Here is an 18,540-nt window from a genome sequence, read left to right as displayed (position 1 = left end):
CATAACTATTTCCAAGCAACACTCTTGTAAACTCCTAAACCACAAATACAAAAACTCACATAAAAAAAACCTACCTTTGCACCTCAATTATTCAAAATGAGATTACACAGAAATTTAGTTTACACAACAATAGATGCATTAAACGCCATTTTTAACGAAGGCGAATATGCTGATAAAGTGGTAGCAAGATCCTTAAAAAAAGACAAACGTTGGGGAAGCTCTGACAGAAAGTTTGTTGCCGAAACCATCTACGAAATTGTACGTTGGAAAAGATTATACGCAGAAATAGCCGAAGTAAAAGAACCTTTTGACAGAGACAATCTTTGGAGAATGTTTTCTGTTTGGGCAGTATTAAGAGGCTATCCTATTCCGGATTGGCGTCAGCTGGAAGGAACTCCTGAAAGAAAAATAAAAGGACGTTTTGACGAACTTTCAAAAGTGAGAGCTTTAAAAGAATCTATTCCAGACTGGATGGATGAATTGGGAGTTAAAGAATTAGGCGAGAAAGTTTGGGCAACTGAAATAGCAGCTCAAAACCAACCGGCAAGAGTAATTTTAAGGGTAAATACGCTTAAGACAACAAGAGAAGCGCTACGTGCTATTTTGATGGATTTAAACATTGAAACTGAAACATTAAAGAATCAACCAGACGCTTTAGTGTTAAAAGAAAGAGCCAATGTTTTCTTGACTGATGCTTTCAAACAAGGTTTCTTTGAAGTGCAAGATGCCAACTCACAATTAGTGGCGGCTTTCCTTGATGTAAAACCAGGAATGCGTGTTGTTGATACGTGTGCCGGTGCAGGTGGAAAAACACTTCACATTGCTTCTTTGATGGAAAACAAAGGGCAATTAATCGCTATGGATTTGTATGAAAGCAAATTGAAGCAATTAAAAATCAGAGCCAAAAGAGACGGTGCTTTCAATATTGAATACCGCATTATTGACTCAACAAAAATCATCAAAAAACTACACGAAAAAGCAGACCGTGTTTTAATTGATGCACCATGTAGCGGTTTAGGAGTTCTAAAAAGAAACCCAGATGCGAAGTGGAAATTGAAACCGGAATTTATTGACAACATCCGTAAAGTACAATCGGAAGTTTTAGAAAGCTATTCTAAAATTGTAAAACCGGGAGGGAAATTAGTGTACGCTACTTGTTCTATATTACCATCTGAAAATCAAGAACAGGTAAAACGCTTTTTGACAACTGACATTGGTAAACAATTCAATTTTATTAAAGACCAAAAAATCTTGGCTTCAGAGTCTGGTTTTGATGGATTTTATATGGCTTTGTTAGAACGAAAAGAAGCTGTAGAAAAAGCTGAAAAACCTGCAAAGGCGATTAAAACTGAAGAATCTTAAGGTTTCAAACCATAAATATAATTCACAAAAAAGTCCTCGAAAATCGAGGACTTTTTTTTATATCATTATTTTTTTAGCTCAATGTTTTTTTCCAATTTTAAACCTTAAACTAAAAAAAATTAAATTTTTTGGTTAATCATTCATTGAAATTAAAAACTCTTCATTATTCTTCGTTTTCTTGAAACGATCATTAATGAAATCCATTGCTTCCACCGGGTTCATATCCGAAAGGTATTTTCTCATAATCCACATGCGTTGCAATGTTTTTTGATCTAATAACATATCGTCACGTCTTGTACTTGAAGAAGTCAAATCGATAGCCGGGAAAATACGTTTGTTAGCAATTTTTCTGTCCAATTGCAATTCCATATTTCCTGTACCTTTAAATTCTTCGAAAATAACTTCGTCCATTTTTGAACCAGTTTCAGTCAATGCGGTAGCTATAATACTTAATGAACCTCCATTTTCTACATTACGGGCAGCACCAAAGAAACGTTTCGGTTTTTGCAATGCATTCGCATCCACACCACCACTTAATACTTTACCTGAAGCAGGCTGAACTGTATTATATGCTCTGGCCAAACGTGTAATGGAATCCAATAGAATCACTACATCGTGACCACATTCTACCAATCGTTTTGCTTTTTCAAGAACGATATTTGCAATTTTCACATGCTCTTGCGGTTCTCTGTCAAATGTAGAAGCAATTACTTCACCACGCACACTGCGTTGCATATCTGTAACCTCTTCCGGACGCTCATCAATCAATAAAACAATCAAATATACTTCAGGATGATTTGCCGCAATAGCATTGGCAATTTCCTTAAGCAACATCGTTTTACCTGTTTTAGGTTGCGCCACAATCATTCCACGTTGTCCTTTTCCTATTGGTGAAAACAAATCGATAATTCTAGTTGAAATCGTGCTTTGTTTTTCGGCCAATTTAAATTTTTCTGATGGAAAAACAGGCGTCAAATGTTCGAATGAAACTCTATCACGAACCACTTGAGGATCGTGTCCGTTTATTTTTAAAACTCTAACTAATGGAAAAAATTTCTCTCCTTCTTTTGGTGGGCGAACCACACCTTTTACGGTATCTCCGGTTTTAAGACCGAACAATCTGATTTGTGAAGTCGATAAATAAATATCATCTGGCGAAGCCAAATAGTTGTAATCAGAAGAACGCAAGAAACCATAACCGTCCGGCATCATTTCAAGAACGCCTTCACTTTCTATAATTCCGTCAAATTCAAAATCAGAAGCAGCAAAATTGCTTTTCTTATTTTTAAAATTTGGATTTTGATTCCCATTTCCATTCCCGTTTTGATTTGGGTTTTGGTTCGGATTCTGATTTGGATTCTGCTTATGTAATTGGTTTGGATTTATCTTTTTTACTGGAGCAACAGGAGCTTCTGTTTTCTCTTCAGTTGCTGTATCTGCAACTATAACATTCTCAGTGCTTGCTTCTTTTACTTCTTCTTTATCCTTTTTTAAAGCAATTTTCTTCTCGTAAGCTGATTTATTAAATTTAATAATTTTACCTACTTTTTTCTCATTCCCTTCAGATTCTGGCTTTGGAGCCGATTCTTCTTCTTTTGAAACAGCTTCAATTGGACGATTATTTTCAACTGGAGCATTTATTTCAGCTGCAACTTCTTCTTTTTCAAAAAGAGAATTTGGTACCGCTTTTTGAATTGCCGCTTTTTTTACAGGAACTATTCTAACTCTTTTAGGTTTATCGTCATCAAGGTTATTTTCTTTTTTTGTATCTGATGCTGAATCAACATTTACCACTTGATGCTCTAATATTTGACTAATTAATGTCTCTTTTTTTACACCGTTAAATTTTATGGTTTTAGCTAATTTAGCTATTTCTTGAAGCTCAGAAAGCTTCATTTCTTTTAATGCAGAAATATCAAACATGAATGTTCTATGAGTTTAATTAATTTTTGGAAAAAATGTAAAAGATAGGTAGTGAACTTTATTTTGAATCAACCGCAGTATGAAGTGCTTACGGTATTATGATGCAATAATACGAATAAAATTTAATCAGACAATAGTATTTATTAAAAAGAAAATATATTTTTGTAAAAGATATTTAACAAATGATACAAAGAATTCAGACCATATATTTACTACTTGCTTTTGTTGTTACAGGCATCTTACTATTTTTTATTCCGTTATGGACAATGAAAGATGGAAAAGACTTTTATTTCATGCAAAGCCAAGTATATACCATAATACTGGGATTGAGTACTACACTGACTTTGTTAAGTATTGTTTCCTATAAAAAAAGACAAAATCAATTTGTTATTGGCAGATTGAATATCATATTAAATTTGATTTTATTAGGATTGTTTGTATATCGTTCACTAAATCTATCTGGAGAAACACCTGCTGTTTCAGAGAAAGGTATTGGGATGTTTCTACCTGTAGTTGCTATCGTGTTATTAGTCTTGGCTAATAAAGCTATCAAAAAGGATGAAGATCTTGTAAAATCTGTGGACAGATTGAGGTAAACCTATAAACTTTAGTTTATTAGTGCGAAGAGAACCCGAATGTAACAATTCGGGTTTTTTTGTGTCTAATCTTTTTTATTTGGATTAAAAAAAGAATAAAAATCTTATAAAATGATATTCTCCTATTTTTTTTATAAATTTGAAAATAGTAATTACGATATGTTACAAAAAATTAGAATTCACCTTGCTGATGACCATCAAATACTTATTGATGGTATTCGTACGTTGCTACATACCCTTCCTGATTTTGAAGTAGTTGGATTCTCTCTCAATGGAGACACCATTTTCAATGAGGTTACCGAAAATAAAGCCGATATTCTTATTTTAGATATTAATATGCCTAAAAAAGATGGAATCGAAGTCATTAAGGAATTTGCCGAAAAAGGATTTCCCTGTAAAATTATTGTTTTATCCAGTTATGATGATTTAAGAATAATAAAGGAAGTAATGAAACTGGGCAGCAGTGGTTATTTGACAAAAAAATGTGCCGGTGAAAACATTGTTGAAGCAATTCAGGCAGTATCCAGAGGCGAAGAATATTTTTGTAAATCAGTACGGGAAAAAATCTTTAGTACCGTTACAAAAGACAATGTGAAATTAATTAAAAATGAGTCTGCCGTAAGTTCTATTTTAACGGATCGTGAGTTAGAAATCATCACCTTAATATCACTTGAATACAGCGGTAAAGAAATTAGTGACCAACTGTTTATCAGTGTGAATACTGTTGAAACCCACCGCAAAAATATAATGAAAAAACTGGACGCAAAAAACTCTATAAGTCTGGTTAAATATGCCATTAAAAACAAATTAATTAAATCCTGATTTGTGAATCACAAATGCGATTTACTTTTAATTAAAAACAACCATAAACAGAAAAATTAAATTATCTATGCCGTACAAACAAATTGTTATAGTATTGATTTTACTACTTAATTTCTCTGGAATCACTGTTTTTGCACATAAAAAATTACCCCAAAAGAAAGAAGTTACACAACTTGCAAAAGAAGCCAATGAGCTTATGAAAGCGGGTAATTTTGAAAAATCATTAGTAAAATCAAGACATGCCCTAACACATGCTATTGCTTTAAAAGACGACAATCTAATTGCTGCAACCTACAACACAATTGCAGCAAATTTTGACCAATTGTCTGAATATGAAAAAGCTTTTTTTTATTACAATAAAGGATTAATCTACGCCAATAAAACAAATAATGATGTTTTAAAAAACTGGTTAAATAATAACTTGGGAAACATTTATTGCTTTGACAAAAAACAATATGAAAAAGGAATTTACTACTACAAAAAATCGTTGCAATACAGCACAAAAATTCATGATTCAGCTCAAATAGTTTTTACTAAACTTAATATTACCTGGGCGTATTTTGACATTGGACGCTATGAAGAGGGTCTTCCCTATTTAAAATACATCAATAAACACCACAAAAAACATGGTGATGAATCAACCATTGTTGCACTGAACATGCTAAATGGAATGTATCATAGCTACAAAAATGACACTCAAAAAGCGTCGTTTTTTTTTCAGAATGCCATCCGATTAGGAAATGAAGGAAATGAAAAATCAGACTTGTCGTATTCACATCATGAGTTTTCTAAATTTTTATTAAAAAATGGAGATTATGAAAATGCATATAAGAATTTGGCACTTTACAATGACCTTACTGTTAAACTAAATAACGAGGAAAAGCTCAACAAAGCAAATGTTGCCGGAATAAATCTTGAGATTGATGAGTATAAAAGAGAAATCGACAAAATAGGAAACGAGTACAAAACCAAAGAATATTTACTTATACAAGAGCAATCCAGAAACAAAAAAATTGTAATTGTAATAATTGTCCTTTTATTATTTTTCTTTTTCCTTTTTTACATTTTCTCAGAAAACTCAAAGCTTAAGCAAAAAAACAGAATTAAAGACATACAAAGTCAACTGCAACAAAATACAATCAACGCATCTATCAACGGACAAGAATTAGAACGAAAAAAAATTGCTTCATTTTTACATGATAATATCAGCGCCTTATTATCCTCAGCAGGATTACACCTCAATGCATTTACCTCTCAAAACCATACTAATGCCGAAGAAATTATAAAAACTAAAGCCATATTAGAAGAAGCACACGATCAAATAAGAGATTTATCCCATGAATTGATGCCGACACTTTTAGCGCGATTTGGTTTATTTTACGCATTAGAAGATTTATGCGAGAAAAATTCAAACTCAGTAATTCAATTTAATTACTCAATTGTTGTACCAACAAAAACACGTTACAATGAGGATTTTGAAATGAAAATGTATTTTATAATAATGGAACTACTCAACAATATCATAAAACACAGTCGTGCCACTCAAGCCAATCTAACTATTCAAGAAAACAATAAATCACTCCAAATCAAAATCGAGGATAACGGTCGAGGATTTGACTCCGATAAATTTTATATCCTGGAAGGTTTTGGAATCAACCAGATTAAAGCCCGAATAAATAATCTAAAAGGAACTATCACAATACATTCAAAGCTTAATTCCGGAACAACTGTGGCTATTGAAGTGCCAATTTCCTATCAGAAAAAAACAACTACACCCGTTTTTCCATCTCAATAATTTCCATATCCTTGATTTTATCTCCCTCAATCACAAAACGCAACATCGTGCGCACTTGGTGAAAGCCACTTTTTCCGGCTGCTCCGGGATTCATGTGCAATAAATTATGTTTTTTATCAAAAATGACTTTCAGGATATGCGAATGCCCACAAATAAATAATTTTGGAGGATTCGATTCCATCTCCGCTTTAATATTAGGATTGTATTTCCCCGGATACCCGCCAATATGTGTAATCCAAACATCGACTCCTTCACACATAAAACGGTTGTGCAACGGAAATTCCAATCGAGCTTTTGCATCATCAATATTACCATAAACACAACGCAACGGTTTTAGCTTTTTAATCGCATCGGTTACAGCCAAATCACCTATATCACCCGCATGCCACACTTCGTCAGCCTGAGCTACATATTTCAAAATCGTATCATCAATGTGACTGTGCGTATCAGAAAGGAGTAGTATTTTTTTCATATTTATGGTATCATTACGAGGTACGAAGGAATCTGGAGCTAGTTCCTGCTATCCGTTACAATCTTTATTGTTTTTGGCAGCAAAAACAATAAAGGATTTTCACTTCTATCAGGGCTAGGATTTTGTGGTAAAAATAAACATTCGAATTCCAAATAAAAAATCAAATTGAAACTTAACAAACTTTGCGCCTTAGCGACTTCGTGGCAAAAAAATTAATAAGTATCTTTGTGGCTTCAAAAAAATTCACTTGAGATATTTCATCAAATTAGCATACAACGGAACCCATTATCACGGCTGGCAATACCAACCCAATGCTGCTTCCGTTCAGGAAACGATGAACAAAGCGTTTTCGGTGCTATTGAATACAACTATCAATCTTATGGGAGCCGGAAGAACGGATACCGGCGTTCACGCCAAAGAAATGTATGCTCATTTTGATTTTGAAACCCCATTTGACATTCCAAGTTTAGTGCATAAACTCAACTCCTATCTTCCAAAAGATATTGTGATTTATGCAATTATTCCGGTTCATGATGAAGCGCACACCCGTTTTGATGCCACAAAAAGAACCTATGAATATCATATCAATACGTTCAAGGATGTTTTCTCGCAAGAGCAAAGTTGGTATTTCCATCAAAAGTTAGATATCGATTTGATGAATGAAGCGGCGCAACTACTTTTCAATCACACTGATTTTCAATGTTTTTCAAAAGTGAATACAGATGTGAATACCTTTGACTGTACAATTTTTGAAGCCTATTGGACTCGAGGAACAGACAAACAAGAAAATGGGAACTTAATTTTTACCATTTCGGCCAATCGTTTTTTACGAAATATGGTTCGTGCCATTGTTGGAACATTGGTAAACATAGGATTACACAAGATTACACTGGCTGATTTTAATGCCATAATAGAAAGTAAAAACCGAGATAAAGCAGGTTTTTCGGTTCCGGCGCATGGTTTGTATTTAACCAAAATAGAATACGATTACATTACGCAATAGCCCTGATAGCAGTGAAAATCCTTTTATGTTTTTGTTGCCAAAAACATAAAAGATTGCAACGAATAGCAGGAATAGCTCCAAAAAATATGAAAGCAAAAGCATTTGATACCAGATTATTCAAACGAATATTAAAATTCACCAAACCCTATCAATGGCGTTTTAACGGTGTGATTATTTTTGCCGTTTCACTGTCGATTTTTGCGGCATTACGTCCGTATTTATTGAAACAAACCGTAGATGGTTACATTGCAACCCAAGACCAAAAGGGCTTATTATTGTATGTAATTCTGATGGGAATTGTACTTTTACTGGAAGTATTCTCGCAGTTTTACTTTGTGTATTGGGCAAACTGGCTCGGTCAGGATATTGTGAAAGACATTCGAACAAAATTATTTCGCCATATTTTAAGTTTCCGAATGAAATATTTTGATCACGTTCCTGTGGGACAATTGGTGACACGTTCGGTTTCAGATATTGAATCCATTGCCCGAATTTTTAGTCAGGGATTGTTTATGATTATCAGTGACTTGATGAAAATGGTTGTGGTACTGGCTTTTATGTTTTACATGAACTGGAAACTGACATGGATTGTGATTGTAGCGATGCCCATTTTAGTTTATTTTACTCGAATTTTCCAAAAGAAAATGCAAGTCGCCTTTGAGGAAGTACGTACCCAAATTGCCAATATGAATTCCTTTGTACAGGAACGCGTGACGGGAATGAAGATTGTCCAACTGTTTAATCGGGAAGAAATTGAATACGAAAAATTCAAAAGCATCAACGACAAGCACAAAAAAGCATGGATAAAAACCATTCTTTATAACTCCATCTTTTTTCCTATTGCCGATATTATTTCATCTTTAACCCTTGGTTTTATTGTCTTGTATGGAGGAATCAAGATATTAAACGGAGATAATTTCACCACTTTTGGAGATTTATTTTCGTACACGATGTTCATCGGGATGTTATTCAATCCATTGCGTCAAATTGCGGATAAATTCAACGAGATGCAACTGGGAATGATTGCCGCGAACCGTGTTTTTGATATTTTAGATACCGAAGATCAAATTCAAGATACTGGAGTTATCGAAGCGCCAATCTTTAAGGGAGACATCAAGTTTAAGAAGGTACGTTTTGGATATATTCCGGATGAAGAAGTGATAAAAGGAATTGATTTAGAGGTTAGTGCGGGGCAAACTATTGCGATTGTAGGCTCTACAGGTGCCGGAAAATCTACAATTATTAATTTGCTGAATCGTTTTTACGAAATCAACAGCGGTTCTATTTATATAGACAATCACAATATTGAGAATTACACATTGAGTTCCTTGCGAAAACAAATTGCAGTAGTATTGCAGGATGTTTTCCTTTTTGCCGATACTATTTTCAACAATATTACCTTGAACAATCCTGAAATTAGTCGCGAACAAGTTTTGGCTGCAGCCAAAAAAATTGGCGTCCATGAATTCATCATGAGTTTACCGGATAATTATGATTTTGATGTGAAGGAACGCGGCGTTATGCTTTCTTCGGGTCAACGCCAATTGATTGCTTTCTTGAGAGCGTATGTCAGTAATCCAAGTATTTTGATTCTGGACGAAGCCACTTCATCGATAGATACATATTCCGAAGAATTGATTCAGCGCGCTACGGAAACGATTACCAAAGGCAGAACATCCATTGTGATTGCGCATCGTTTGGCAACGATTGTCAATGCAGATAAAATTGTGGTAATGGACAAAGGATTGATAGTAGAACAAGGAACGCATCAGGAATTAATAAACCGTGAAAGTGGGTATTACAAAAACTTGTATGATTCCCAGTTTTCGGTAGCGAATTAGTTTTTTTCACAAAGCGACAAAGGCTAAAAAAACACAAATTTGATTTTTACCTTGCAGCAGTTTGTTTAAAACCAAGGTCTTTTTCTGAAAATTTGTTAGTTTGCTACTTTATTACTTTGAAACTTTCTCAAAACAGAATAAATCCTTAAATTCGCCCAATCAATTAAACAAGAAAAACACACAAAATAAAATGAATTTTTACGAATTCATTTTACCAATAAAAAACAAATAAAAAACTTTGAAATGAAATACGATATTATAGTTTTAGGAAGTGGTCCAGGTGGTTATGTTACAGCTATTAGAGCATCACAATTAGGCTTTAAAGTAGCCGTAATAGAAAAAGAAAACTTAGGTGGTGTATGCTTGAACTGGGGTTGTATTCCAACTAAAGCATTACTAAAATCAGCTCAGGTTTTTGATTATCTAAAACACGCTTCTGATTATGGATTGACTGTTTCATCATTTGATAAAGACTTCCCTGCTGTGGTACAACGCAGCCGTTCAGTAGCTGATGGAATGAGCAAAGGTGTTCAATTCTTGATGAAAAAAAATAAAATCGACGTAATTGATGGTTTTGGAAAATTAAAACCAGGAAAGAAAGTTGATGTTACTGACAAAGACAATAAAGTTACTGAATACAGTGCAGATCATATCATTGTAGCGACTGGAGCGCGTTCACGCGAGTTACCAAACTTGCCTCAAGATGGTGTAAAAGTAATTGGTTACAGACAAGCAATGACATTACCAACGCAACCAAAATCGATGATTATTGTTGGTTCCGGAGCAATTGGAATTGAATTTGCACATTTCTACAACTCTATGGGAACTGATGTAACCATCGTAGAATTTATGCCAAATGTAGTTCCTGTTGAAGACGAAGACATTTCGAAACAAATGGAGCGTTCTTTGAAAAAAGCAGGTATCAAAATCATGACTAACTCATCTGTTGAGAGAATTGATACTACTGGAGCAGGTGTTAAAGCATTTGTCAAAACAGCAAAAGGAGAAGAAGTATTAGAAGCTGAAATTTTACTTTCGGCTGTTGGAATCAAAACCAACATTGAAAACATCGGATTAGAAGAAGTAGGAATTGCTACTGACAAAGATAAAATTTTGGTGAATGCTTACAACCAAACGAATATTCCGGGTTATTACGCCATTGGTGATGTTACGCCAGGGCAAGCATTAGCTCACGTAGCTTCTGCTGAAGGAATCAATTGTGTGGAGAAAATTGCAGGATTGCATGTAGAACCTATCGATTACGGAAACGTTCCGGGTTGTACGTATGCTACTCCAGAAATTGCTTCTGTAGGTTTAACTGAAAAACAAGCTAAAGAAAAAGGATACGAATTGAAAATTGGTAAATTCCCATTTTCAGCTTCAGGAAAAGCAAAAGCTGCCGGAACACCGGATGGTTTTGTAAAAGTAATCTTTGATGCTAAATACGGAGAATGGTTAGGATGTCACATGATTGGTGCCGGAGTTACGGATATGATTGCTGAGGCAGTTGTGGCGCGTAAACTGGAAACTACAGGACATGAAATCCTTAAATCAATTCACCCACACCCAACTATGAGCGAAGCCGTTATGGAAGCTGTAGCTGATGCATATGGTGAGGTAATACATTTGTAAATAAATAATCATGCAACGTAGAGACGCACTGCAGTGCGTCTCCATAGAAAAATATAAAATCCGATTTGTGAAAGCAAATCGGATTTTTTTATGAAATCATTTCCAACACAAAGCATCCATTTTGTGGGAATTTAACATATTAACATTTATTTACAAAGCAGCGTTATGAACCTATTCAATTCTGCTTTATATTTGTATTTCAAGCCATTTTACTAACTCCATTTCGATTTTATTCCATCATAAATGAATACTGAAACCATCCGTTTTTCGAATACACTGCATGAAAACCAAAATAAAAATTGGGTAAGAGCCATCGATTCTACCAAAATTATCAATTGGATTGATGATTTATTCAAAATATTATTCCCCGAAAAAGCTTTGGAAACCATTCAAATCGAATTGCTTTTGGACCAAAACAAAGCCAATTTTATTGCTATCCTTTCGGAAATTGTAAAAGACAAATCAGCCAATGAAATTCTGGATGACGCCGAATCTTTTTACACCGTACTTCCTGACCTTTACGGATTCATGCAAAAAGATGCACAAGCCATATTAGATACGGACCCCGCTGCCGATTGTATTCAGGAAATCATCAATTCCTATCCCGGTTTTTTTGCTATAGAAGTCTATCGCATTGCCAATGCTATTGCTTCCCGTACCTCTTGCCTGCTGCCACGAATTCTTACCGAATATGCGCATAGCAAAACCGGAATTGACATTCACCCAAGTGCTACCATCGACGTTCCGTTTATGATAGATCATGGTACCGGAATTGTCATTGGCGAGACCACAACCATAGGAAAACATGTGAGTATTTATCAAGGAGTTACTTTGGGAGCGTTGCAAGTCGAGAAAAACATGCAAGAAAAAAAACGCCATCCTACCGTAGAGGACCATGTCATTATTTATGCCAATGCCACAATTTTGGGCGGAAGCACCATCATAGGAAACCACAGTATTATAGGCGGAAATACGTTTATAACCAAGAGTGTGAATCCGTATTCATTTGTCATGCAATCCAATAAAAATACTGTTTTGAATCAGCAGGAAACAAAAGATATTAATTTTTTCTCCATATAAATTATGACAAAATACAACAACATACTCGAAACAATAGGCAACACGCCACACGTAAAAATCAATCGTTTGTTTGGTGCCAACCATAATGTTTGGATCAAACTGGAACGTGCTAATCCCGGAGCCAGTATCAAGGACAGAATCGCTCTTGCCATGATTGAAGATGCCGAAGCAAAAGGATTATTGGCCGCAGGCGGTACTATTATTGAAGCCACTTCTGGAAATACGGGAATTGGTCTCGCCATGGTTGCTGCCGTAAAAGGCTATAAATTAATACTGGTAATGCCAGAATCCATGTCGATAGAAAGACGCCGACTCATGAGTCTTTATGGTGCCGAATTTGTCTTGACGCCCCGTGAAAAAGGAATGAAAGGCGCACTGGAAAAAGCACAGGAATTAGTAACCGAAATGCCTAATGCCTGGTCACCACTTCAGTTTGAGAATCCTGCCAATATCGAAATTCATAAAACAACCACCGCTCAGGAAATCATAAAAGCATTCCCTGACGGACTGGATTATTTGATAACCGGCGTAGGAACCGGCGGTCACATCACAGGTTGTTCCGAAATATTGAAACAACATTTCCCCAACCTGAAAGTCTACGCTGTAGAACCTGAAGCATCCCCGGTAATCAGTGGTGGTGCACCGGCTCCCCACCCTATTCAAGGAATTGGAGCAGGATTCATCCCCACAAACCTGCATACTGATTTACTGGACGGAACCATTCAAGTGAGCAAAGACGAAGCATTTACTTATGCCCAAAGAGCCGCCAAAGAAGAAGGCATGTTCGTAGGAATATCCTCTGGAGCATCACTCGCAGCAGTGGCCAAAAAACTGCACGAAATTCCTGAAAATGCCAAAGTCTTGACTTTTTGTTACGACACCGGAGAACATTATTTAAGCATCGAAGGCTTATTTGTATAAACGGAAATCCCTTTAAATACGAACCGATTTGTGAAAACAAGTCGGTTTTTTTTGTGGCTTTTTTTGGGCGTGTCCTTGTTGTTGCACTTTCGTATAAATTACTTTGTTTAGTCCTACAACAAGGTCAGGCTGTTTGTTTCCGCTTTTATTATTTTACCCTTCGGGATAAAACAATAAAGAGCTCCACTTCCATCCTTCACGCAAAAGGTGCTAAATAGATTCTCTTGTAAGTCAAAAGTATTCAACAAATTAAAAGCCCTTTTGATGATTTATAAGATAATTATTATACATTTGAAAACAGATAAAGACTGACTTTTATCAGACATATCTACCTCATTTAGGGATGATATGTCTGATGTCGTCAGTAGTATATACTAGTTATGCAACATTATAAAAAACTGCTTTTATGAAACATTTGATTAAAATTCAACTTTTAATGTTACTATTGACTTTCTCAAGTTGCGCACAAAAGAATTCTTCTGAAAGCGGAAAAGTTGACACTTATGAAAATGTAAAAAATCAACTAAAAGGAACAGAAGTTGAAAAACTAAATCCAAAAGCAAACATTGAAGAATTAGAAATGGAAGTTAATAATGGAGGCTTTAATCAATACTTTATAAATTCAGGTCAAAATTGTTATGAAACTTTAAAAGCGTTAAAGAAAAACGCAAAAGTTGAAACTGCCAAACTTCTTGAAAGTGCAATTAACCTAATCAATCCGAATCATATATCTGAAAATGATTTTATAGAAAAGCTAAGAAGAAGAGAAGTTGAAGAATTATATGACGACAAAATAAGCACCAAACTAAACAAACTTGACACCGAGTTTTACAAATATAAAGACGGAAATCTAACAGAAGAATAACGTTGCATAACAGCCACTACAACGGATTTGGGCATTTGGCTTAATGGGAAAATGGTTTTGTATTTGGGATGATTTGGCAAATCCGAAAATAGGGCTTAATTTAGTCCCAAACCCGCTGTAGTGCCAGAGCGTTAGTAGCCATTACCCCGAAAAAAACGTAAATTCAAATGATTAAACAAATCTACTTTCTATTAATAATAAGCTTAATGTTTGGTTGTCAAAAACAAGAAAAAATTGACACTAAAATAATCACTATTAAACTTCCTAAACGGGATAAAAATAATATCATTGGATTTGCTTGCTTCTATGCAGGAACTAAATCTGAACCTGTCAAAAAGATATCTGAAATTTTAAAAAACAAAAACTATACAACACTTAAAGCTAAACTTTACGACGTAAATCCTGCCGAGAAATACCTAGCGACTGTTGCTTGTGAAAAATTAGAAACCAAAAAATTAATAAAACTTACCGAACAGGAGTTTACTCAAATAAAAATAAACAAGGAAAGTGATGAAAAAGTAACTCTTTGCGGAGGTTGCACGAATGAAGAAGAGTTAACTCTGAAAGAGATGTTTACTTCCAAAGAGAATTTTTTAGCAGACTCAGTTGAGGAATGGATAAACGAAATGATAAAGTAACGGCTACTAACAGCCACTACAACGGATTTGGGCATTTGGCTTAATGGAAAAATGGTCTTGTATTTGGGATATTTTGGCAAATCCGAAAGATAACGCTGATTTAATCCCAAACTGCTTGTAGCGCGGGAACGTTAGTGGCTATTAGCACGCAGATGACAAATAAAATGACTGAAACAGAAATAAAAGATATAATTTTAAGAATCTTTAACGAAGAAAGGCAAAAGCCTGATACTGACTTTTCGGAATCTCATTTTCTTGACTTTCTTACATTTCCAGCTCATTCAAAAAATACATTAAAAAATACGTTTAAAGGCGTTAGACGATATTATCGATTTATGGGTAAACTTGAACTCGAGTTTGGAATTTGTTTTTCAATTCCCGATCTAGACAAGTATTATTCTATTGACAGTATTACAAAAAAAGTGATAGAAAGAATAAATAAAAGGCGTGGAAATTTAATGATTTTAAAACGACGTAATGAAGAAAAAGACAAATACGGTTTTGAAATAACAATGACTATATTACTAATTCTAATCTATATTTTGCTTGGATTAAATTTAATGTCAATAACTCTAACTATTTTTACAGGTATTGCTATCTATTGGATATTAAGTAGCAAAATTCACGATAAACAACACAATAAGAAACTAACGAAAAAAATATTAGGAACAGAAGAATAACAGCCACTAACACACGCTACAACGGATTTGGGCAATTGGCTTAATGGAAAGTTGGTTTTGTATTTGTGATAATTTGGCAAATCCGAAGAATGGGCTTAATTTAGTCCCAAACCCGCTGTAGCGCGAGAACGTTAGTGGCAAGGCTACCAAAAATACTCAAAAATGAAAAACATTTGTTCAATTTTAATATTATTAATTTTCACAATTAATTCCTTTGCTCAAGACAAAACTTTTTGCCCAACATATACTTTTGAGGGTTACATAGAAACTGATAAAGGACAAAAGTTAGATATTGATTTTCGCTTTTTAGTTTTATTAGATTCAACTTTAGTTGGCTCTTATTACTATAAGCCAAAAAATGGGGATTTAAAATTAGTTGGACACCTAAATAAAGATAATTCGTTTGAATTAGTTGAAAGGGACAATAACGAAACTATCACAGGATTGCTTAGTGGCAAAGTAAGTAAAAACAAATCAAGCATAGATGGACTTTGGATGTCACCAGAGAAAAATAAAGTTTACAAACTCAAACTTGAAAAAACGAAATCTATTTCATATTGGGATTTTATTAAAAAAAACAGAAGTCTATTTGAATATAAAAATATTAAGCTCGCAATTCAAGAAAGTGAAAAGGTATTGAGTATTGACGTTGATAATCAACGGTTGAAAATAATTCCAAAACAAATTTCGAAATTAGAAAATATTGTTTCATTCAATTTAGGGGGTAACAGTTTTGAAAAATTTCCGAAAGAAATATGCACATTAACATCATTAGATGAACTTTCAATGAGTTCAAGTGAACTTACATATGTAGACAAAGAAATTGGTAATCTTAAAAATTTACGAATTCTTATTCTAAATTTTAATCAAATAAAATCATTACCAAAAGAAATTGGAAAATTGACAAACTTACTTTATTTAGAACTTGGCAGAAATCAATTAACAACCTTGCCAAACGAAATTAAATATTTAACAAACTTACAAGAATTACATATTGAAAATAATAAATTATCAGAAGTAGAAAAAAAACGTATTAAAAGTCTTTTGCCCAATTGTGTAATTCACTTTTAATAGAAAAAGCCCTGCCACTAACAGCCACTACAACGAATTTGGGCAATTGGCTTAATTTAATCCAAAATTATCTAAATTAGTCTTCCTACGAACTATCAAATAAAAATAAATAAGAAACATTTTATACATGAAAAGAATTACTGTCTTTTGTGGATCCAGTTTTGGAAACGAAAAAAATTATGAAATTCAAGCTTTCAAACTGGGACAAATAATGGCCGAAAATAATTATGAACTCGTTTATGGCGGTGCAAAAGTAGGTCTTATGGGAAGTGTTGCAGATGGCGTTTTAAATCATAACGGAAAAGTATTTGGTGTTTTACCAAGCTTTCTGATGAATAAAGAAATCGCACACGATAGATTGACCGAATTATTCATCGTTGAAAGTATGCATGAGAGAAAAACCAAAATGAATGAACTTAGCGATGGCATAATTGCTTTGCCTGGCGGATTTGGAACTCTGGAAGAATTTTTCGAAATGCTGACTTGGGCACAACTTGGGCTCCATAAAAAACCAATCGGAATTTTGAATGTCGATGGTTTTTATGATTTGCTGTTGGAATTTGTTGCAAACATGGTCGATAAAGGTTTTCTAAAACCAACCAATCAGCAAATGATACTGGTGAGCGATAATGCCGCAGATTTGCTTGATAAAATGGAAAATTATGTCGCTCCCGAAGTTGGAAAATGGATTAAAAAAGGAAATGAATAAGTAAGAGAATCAAGACTTTAATTCAACAAATGAATAACAATCAAAACGCGGTTAGCGCATTATTAGCTGAATATCAAAAAGCTATTATTGAATTGCAGCACGTAATTCATGATATTTCAGAGGAGGACTTAACATTTACAGTAGATCATGCGACGACAAATCCGGATTGCAAATCCATTCAAACGATACTTTCTCATGTGGTGAGTTCCGGATATTCTTATTGTGTTTACATTCAGAATTTTAAAAACAAGAATACTGTACGTCCCGAAAAAGTAAATCGGAGTTCCATTGCTGACTATATAAATGATTTAGATAACGTTCTAAAATTCACACAGGAAACATTTGCAACTATTGATGATGATGCACTTGAAGAATGGGATGCTTCAAAGAAAATTATGACTTCTTGGGGACAACTTTATGACATCGAACAATTAATGGAACATGCAATAGTTCATATTTTACGTCACAGAAGACAAATTGAGACATTTAAAACCACAATTAAACAACTACACTAAACCGCAAACAACTGAGCAGTAGTTTGTTTTTATGGTATAAAACAATATATTTACTTAAATTAGCCTTAAAACGAGTAAGACAATTATTCCAAACCAAAAAAACACGAACAATATGAAGTGGACAGCATCTTTTTTTCTTATCCTAATTATCAACATGGCAAGTTATAGTCAAAAGATTGACGAAGCTGCAGTTATAAAAAAACTACTGGAAAAAGAATCCGCAACATGGAGAGCTGCTGATAGTAAAGGTCATGCAGAGTGCTGGTACATTCAACCGTACAGCCGAATATTAATTTCTACTGCTGATGGAGTAACACTTGATATTCCGCCAACTGCTATGATTAACACCAATCCTAGTTCCATGGGAAATGGCGGTTTTTCTGTAAATACAAATTATAAAATGAGTATTAATGGAAATAGCGCCTGGGTAAGCCATGACGAAGAATCTACGGCTAAGGATGGCAAAAAAACTTTCTCCTATGAAATTCGATTATTAGAAAAAATTAAAGGACAATGGAAATTAGTGGGGCAATCCATTCACTTATATAATCCAAAATAATTTTTAAATCTTCAACTTTATTATGTTTACTAATTTACGGTACAACATTACAATCT

At 34.3% G+C, this 18,540-nt stretch carries 18 protein-coding genes; 16 read left to right on the top strand and 2 right to left on the bottom strand.

The features are described from left to right. The first annotated feature begins 96 nt into the window (after positions 1-96). Positions 97-1,362, top strand: coding sequence for an RsmB/NOP family class I SAM-dependent RNA methyltransferase (locus tag CLV00_RS09275; protein WP_099714849.1), 1,266 nt, complete (start codon positions 97-99; stop codon positions 1,360-1,362). Between the two features lie 132 nt (positions 1,363-1,494). Here CLV00_RS09275 and rho read toward each other — a convergent pair whose 3' ends face one another. After that, complete coding sequence (gene rho, locus CLV00_RS09270) at positions 1,495-3,285, bottom strand: transcription termination factor Rho (RefSeq protein WP_099714848.1); 1,791 nt, start codon at positions 3,283-3,285, stop codon at positions 1,495-1,497. 182 nt (positions 3,286-3,467) lie between these two features. Here rho and CLV00_RS09265 point away from each other — a divergent pair, with 182 nt between their 5' ends. From CLV00_RS09265 to CLV00_RS09255, 3 genes are all read left to right on the top strand, one after another. After that, the gene (locus CLV00_RS09265) at positions 3,468-3,881 is read left to right on the top strand and encodes a DUF4293 domain-containing protein (RefSeq protein ID WP_099714847.1); all 414 of its coding nucleotides are present in this window, start codon (positions 3,468-3,470) and stop codon (positions 3,879-3,881) included. Positions 3,882-4,040: 159 nt separating this feature from the next. Next, complete coding sequence (locus tag CLV00_RS09260) at positions 4,041-4,703, top strand: response regulator transcription factor (protein ID WP_099714846.1); 663 nt, start codon at positions 4,041-4,043, stop codon at positions 4,701-4,703. Positions 4,704-4,770: 67 nt separating this feature from the next. Next, complete coding sequence (locus CLV00_RS09255) at positions 4,771-6,498, top strand: tetratricopeptide repeat-containing sensor histidine kinase (RefSeq protein WP_099714845.1); 1,728 nt, start codon at positions 4,771-4,773, stop codon at positions 6,496-6,498. Here CLV00_RS09255 and CLV00_RS09250 read toward each other — a convergent pair. Further along, complete coding sequence (locus CLV00_RS09250) at positions 6,473-6,970, bottom strand: metallophosphoesterase (protein WP_099714844.1); 498 nt, start codon at positions 6,968-6,970, stop codon at positions 6,473-6,475. The two genes, CLV00_RS09255 and CLV00_RS09250, sit on opposite strands and share 26 nt — an antisense overlap. Before the next feature lie 247 nt (positions 6,971-7,217). Here CLV00_RS09250 and truA point away from each other — a divergent pair, with 247 nt between their 5' ends. The 12 genes from truA (at position 7,218) to CLV00_RS09190 (ending at position 18,484) form a co-directional block, all read left to right on the top strand. Further along, on the top strand, positions 7,218-7,973 hold the full coding sequence (gene truA, locus CLV00_RS09245; protein ID WP_099714843.1) for a tRNA pseudouridine(38-40) synthase TruA: 756 nt from the start codon (positions 7,218-7,220) through the stop codon (positions 7,971-7,973). 86 nt (positions 7,974-8,059) lie between these two features. Continuing rightward, positions 8,060-9,814, top strand: a complete 1,755-nt coding sequence (locus tag CLV00_RS09240) for an ABC transporter ATP-binding protein (protein WP_099716297.1) — start codon at positions 8,060-8,062, stop codon at positions 9,812-9,814. Positions 9,815-10,057: 243 nt separating this feature from the next. Next, positions 10,058-11,446: a dihydrolipoyl dehydrogenase gene (gene lpdA / locus CLV00_RS09235; RefSeq protein WP_099714842.1), complete on the top strand. Its 1,389-nt coding sequence runs from the start codon at positions 10,058-10,060 to the stop codon at positions 11,444-11,446. Positions 11,447-11,689: 243 nt separating this feature from the next. Next, a complete protein-coding gene (locus CLV00_RS09230; protein WP_143394887.1) occupies positions 11,690-12,526 on the top strand; it encodes a serine O-acetyltransferase in 837 nt (278 codons plus the stop codon). A 3-nt stretch (positions 12,527-12,529) separates the two neighbouring features. After that, entirely contained in the window at positions 12,530-13,447 is a 918-nt protein-coding gene (cysK, locus tag CLV00_RS09225; RefSeq protein ID WP_099714841.1) for a cysteine synthase A, read from the top strand. Positions 13,448-13,853: 406 nt separating this feature from the next. Next, entirely contained in the window at positions 13,854-14,312 is a 459-nt protein-coding gene (locus CLV00_RS09220; protein ID WP_099714840.1) for a DUF4375 domain-containing protein, read from the top strand. Positions 14,313-14,479: 167 nt separating this feature from the next. After that, positions 14,480-14,950, top strand: coding sequence for a hypothetical protein (locus tag CLV00_RS09215; protein WP_143394886.1), 471 nt, complete (start codon positions 14,480-14,482; stop codon positions 14,948-14,950). 164 nt (positions 14,951-15,114) lie between these two features. Beyond that, positions 15,115-15,630 (top strand): hypothetical protein, encoded by a 516-nt coding sequence (locus CLV00_RS09210; RefSeq protein ID WP_143394885.1) that lies wholly within the window; start codon positions 15,115-15,117, stop codon positions 15,628-15,630. Between the two features lie 162 nt (positions 15,631-15,792). Further along, complete coding sequence (locus CLV00_RS09205) at positions 15,793-16,701, top strand: leucine-rich repeat domain-containing protein (RefSeq protein WP_099714837.1); 909 nt, start codon at positions 15,793-15,795, stop codon at positions 16,699-16,701. Between the two features lie 127 nt (positions 16,702-16,828). Then, positions 16,829-17,410 carry a TIGR00730 family Rossman fold protein gene (locus CLV00_RS09200; protein ID WP_099714836.1) on the top strand — a complete coding sequence of 194 codons (582 nt, stop codon included), beginning with the start codon at positions 16,829-16,831 and terminating at the stop codon, positions 17,408-17,410. Positions 17,411-17,439: 29 nt separating this feature from the next. Then, the gene (locus CLV00_RS09195) at positions 17,440-17,925 is read left to right on the top strand and encodes a DinB family protein (RefSeq protein WP_099714835.1); all 486 of its coding nucleotides are present in this window, start codon (positions 17,440-17,442) and stop codon (positions 17,923-17,925) included. Between the two features lie 112 nt (positions 17,926-18,037). Then, positions 18,038-18,484, top strand: a complete 447-nt coding sequence (locus CLV00_RS09190; protein ID WP_099714834.1) for an endo-arabinase — start codon at positions 18,038-18,040, stop codon at positions 18,482-18,484. Positions 18,485-18,540: the final 56 nt, after the last annotated feature.

It is taken from the genome of Flavobacterium sp. 11 (assembly GCF_002754315.1).
Lineage (GTDB): Bacteria > Bacteroidota > Bacteroidia > Flavobacteriales > Flavobacteriaceae > Flavobacterium > Flavobacterium algoritolerans.
The sequence above is the reverse complement of the archived record's forward strand: the minus strand, read 5'-3'. Positions and strand labels throughout refer to the sequence as shown.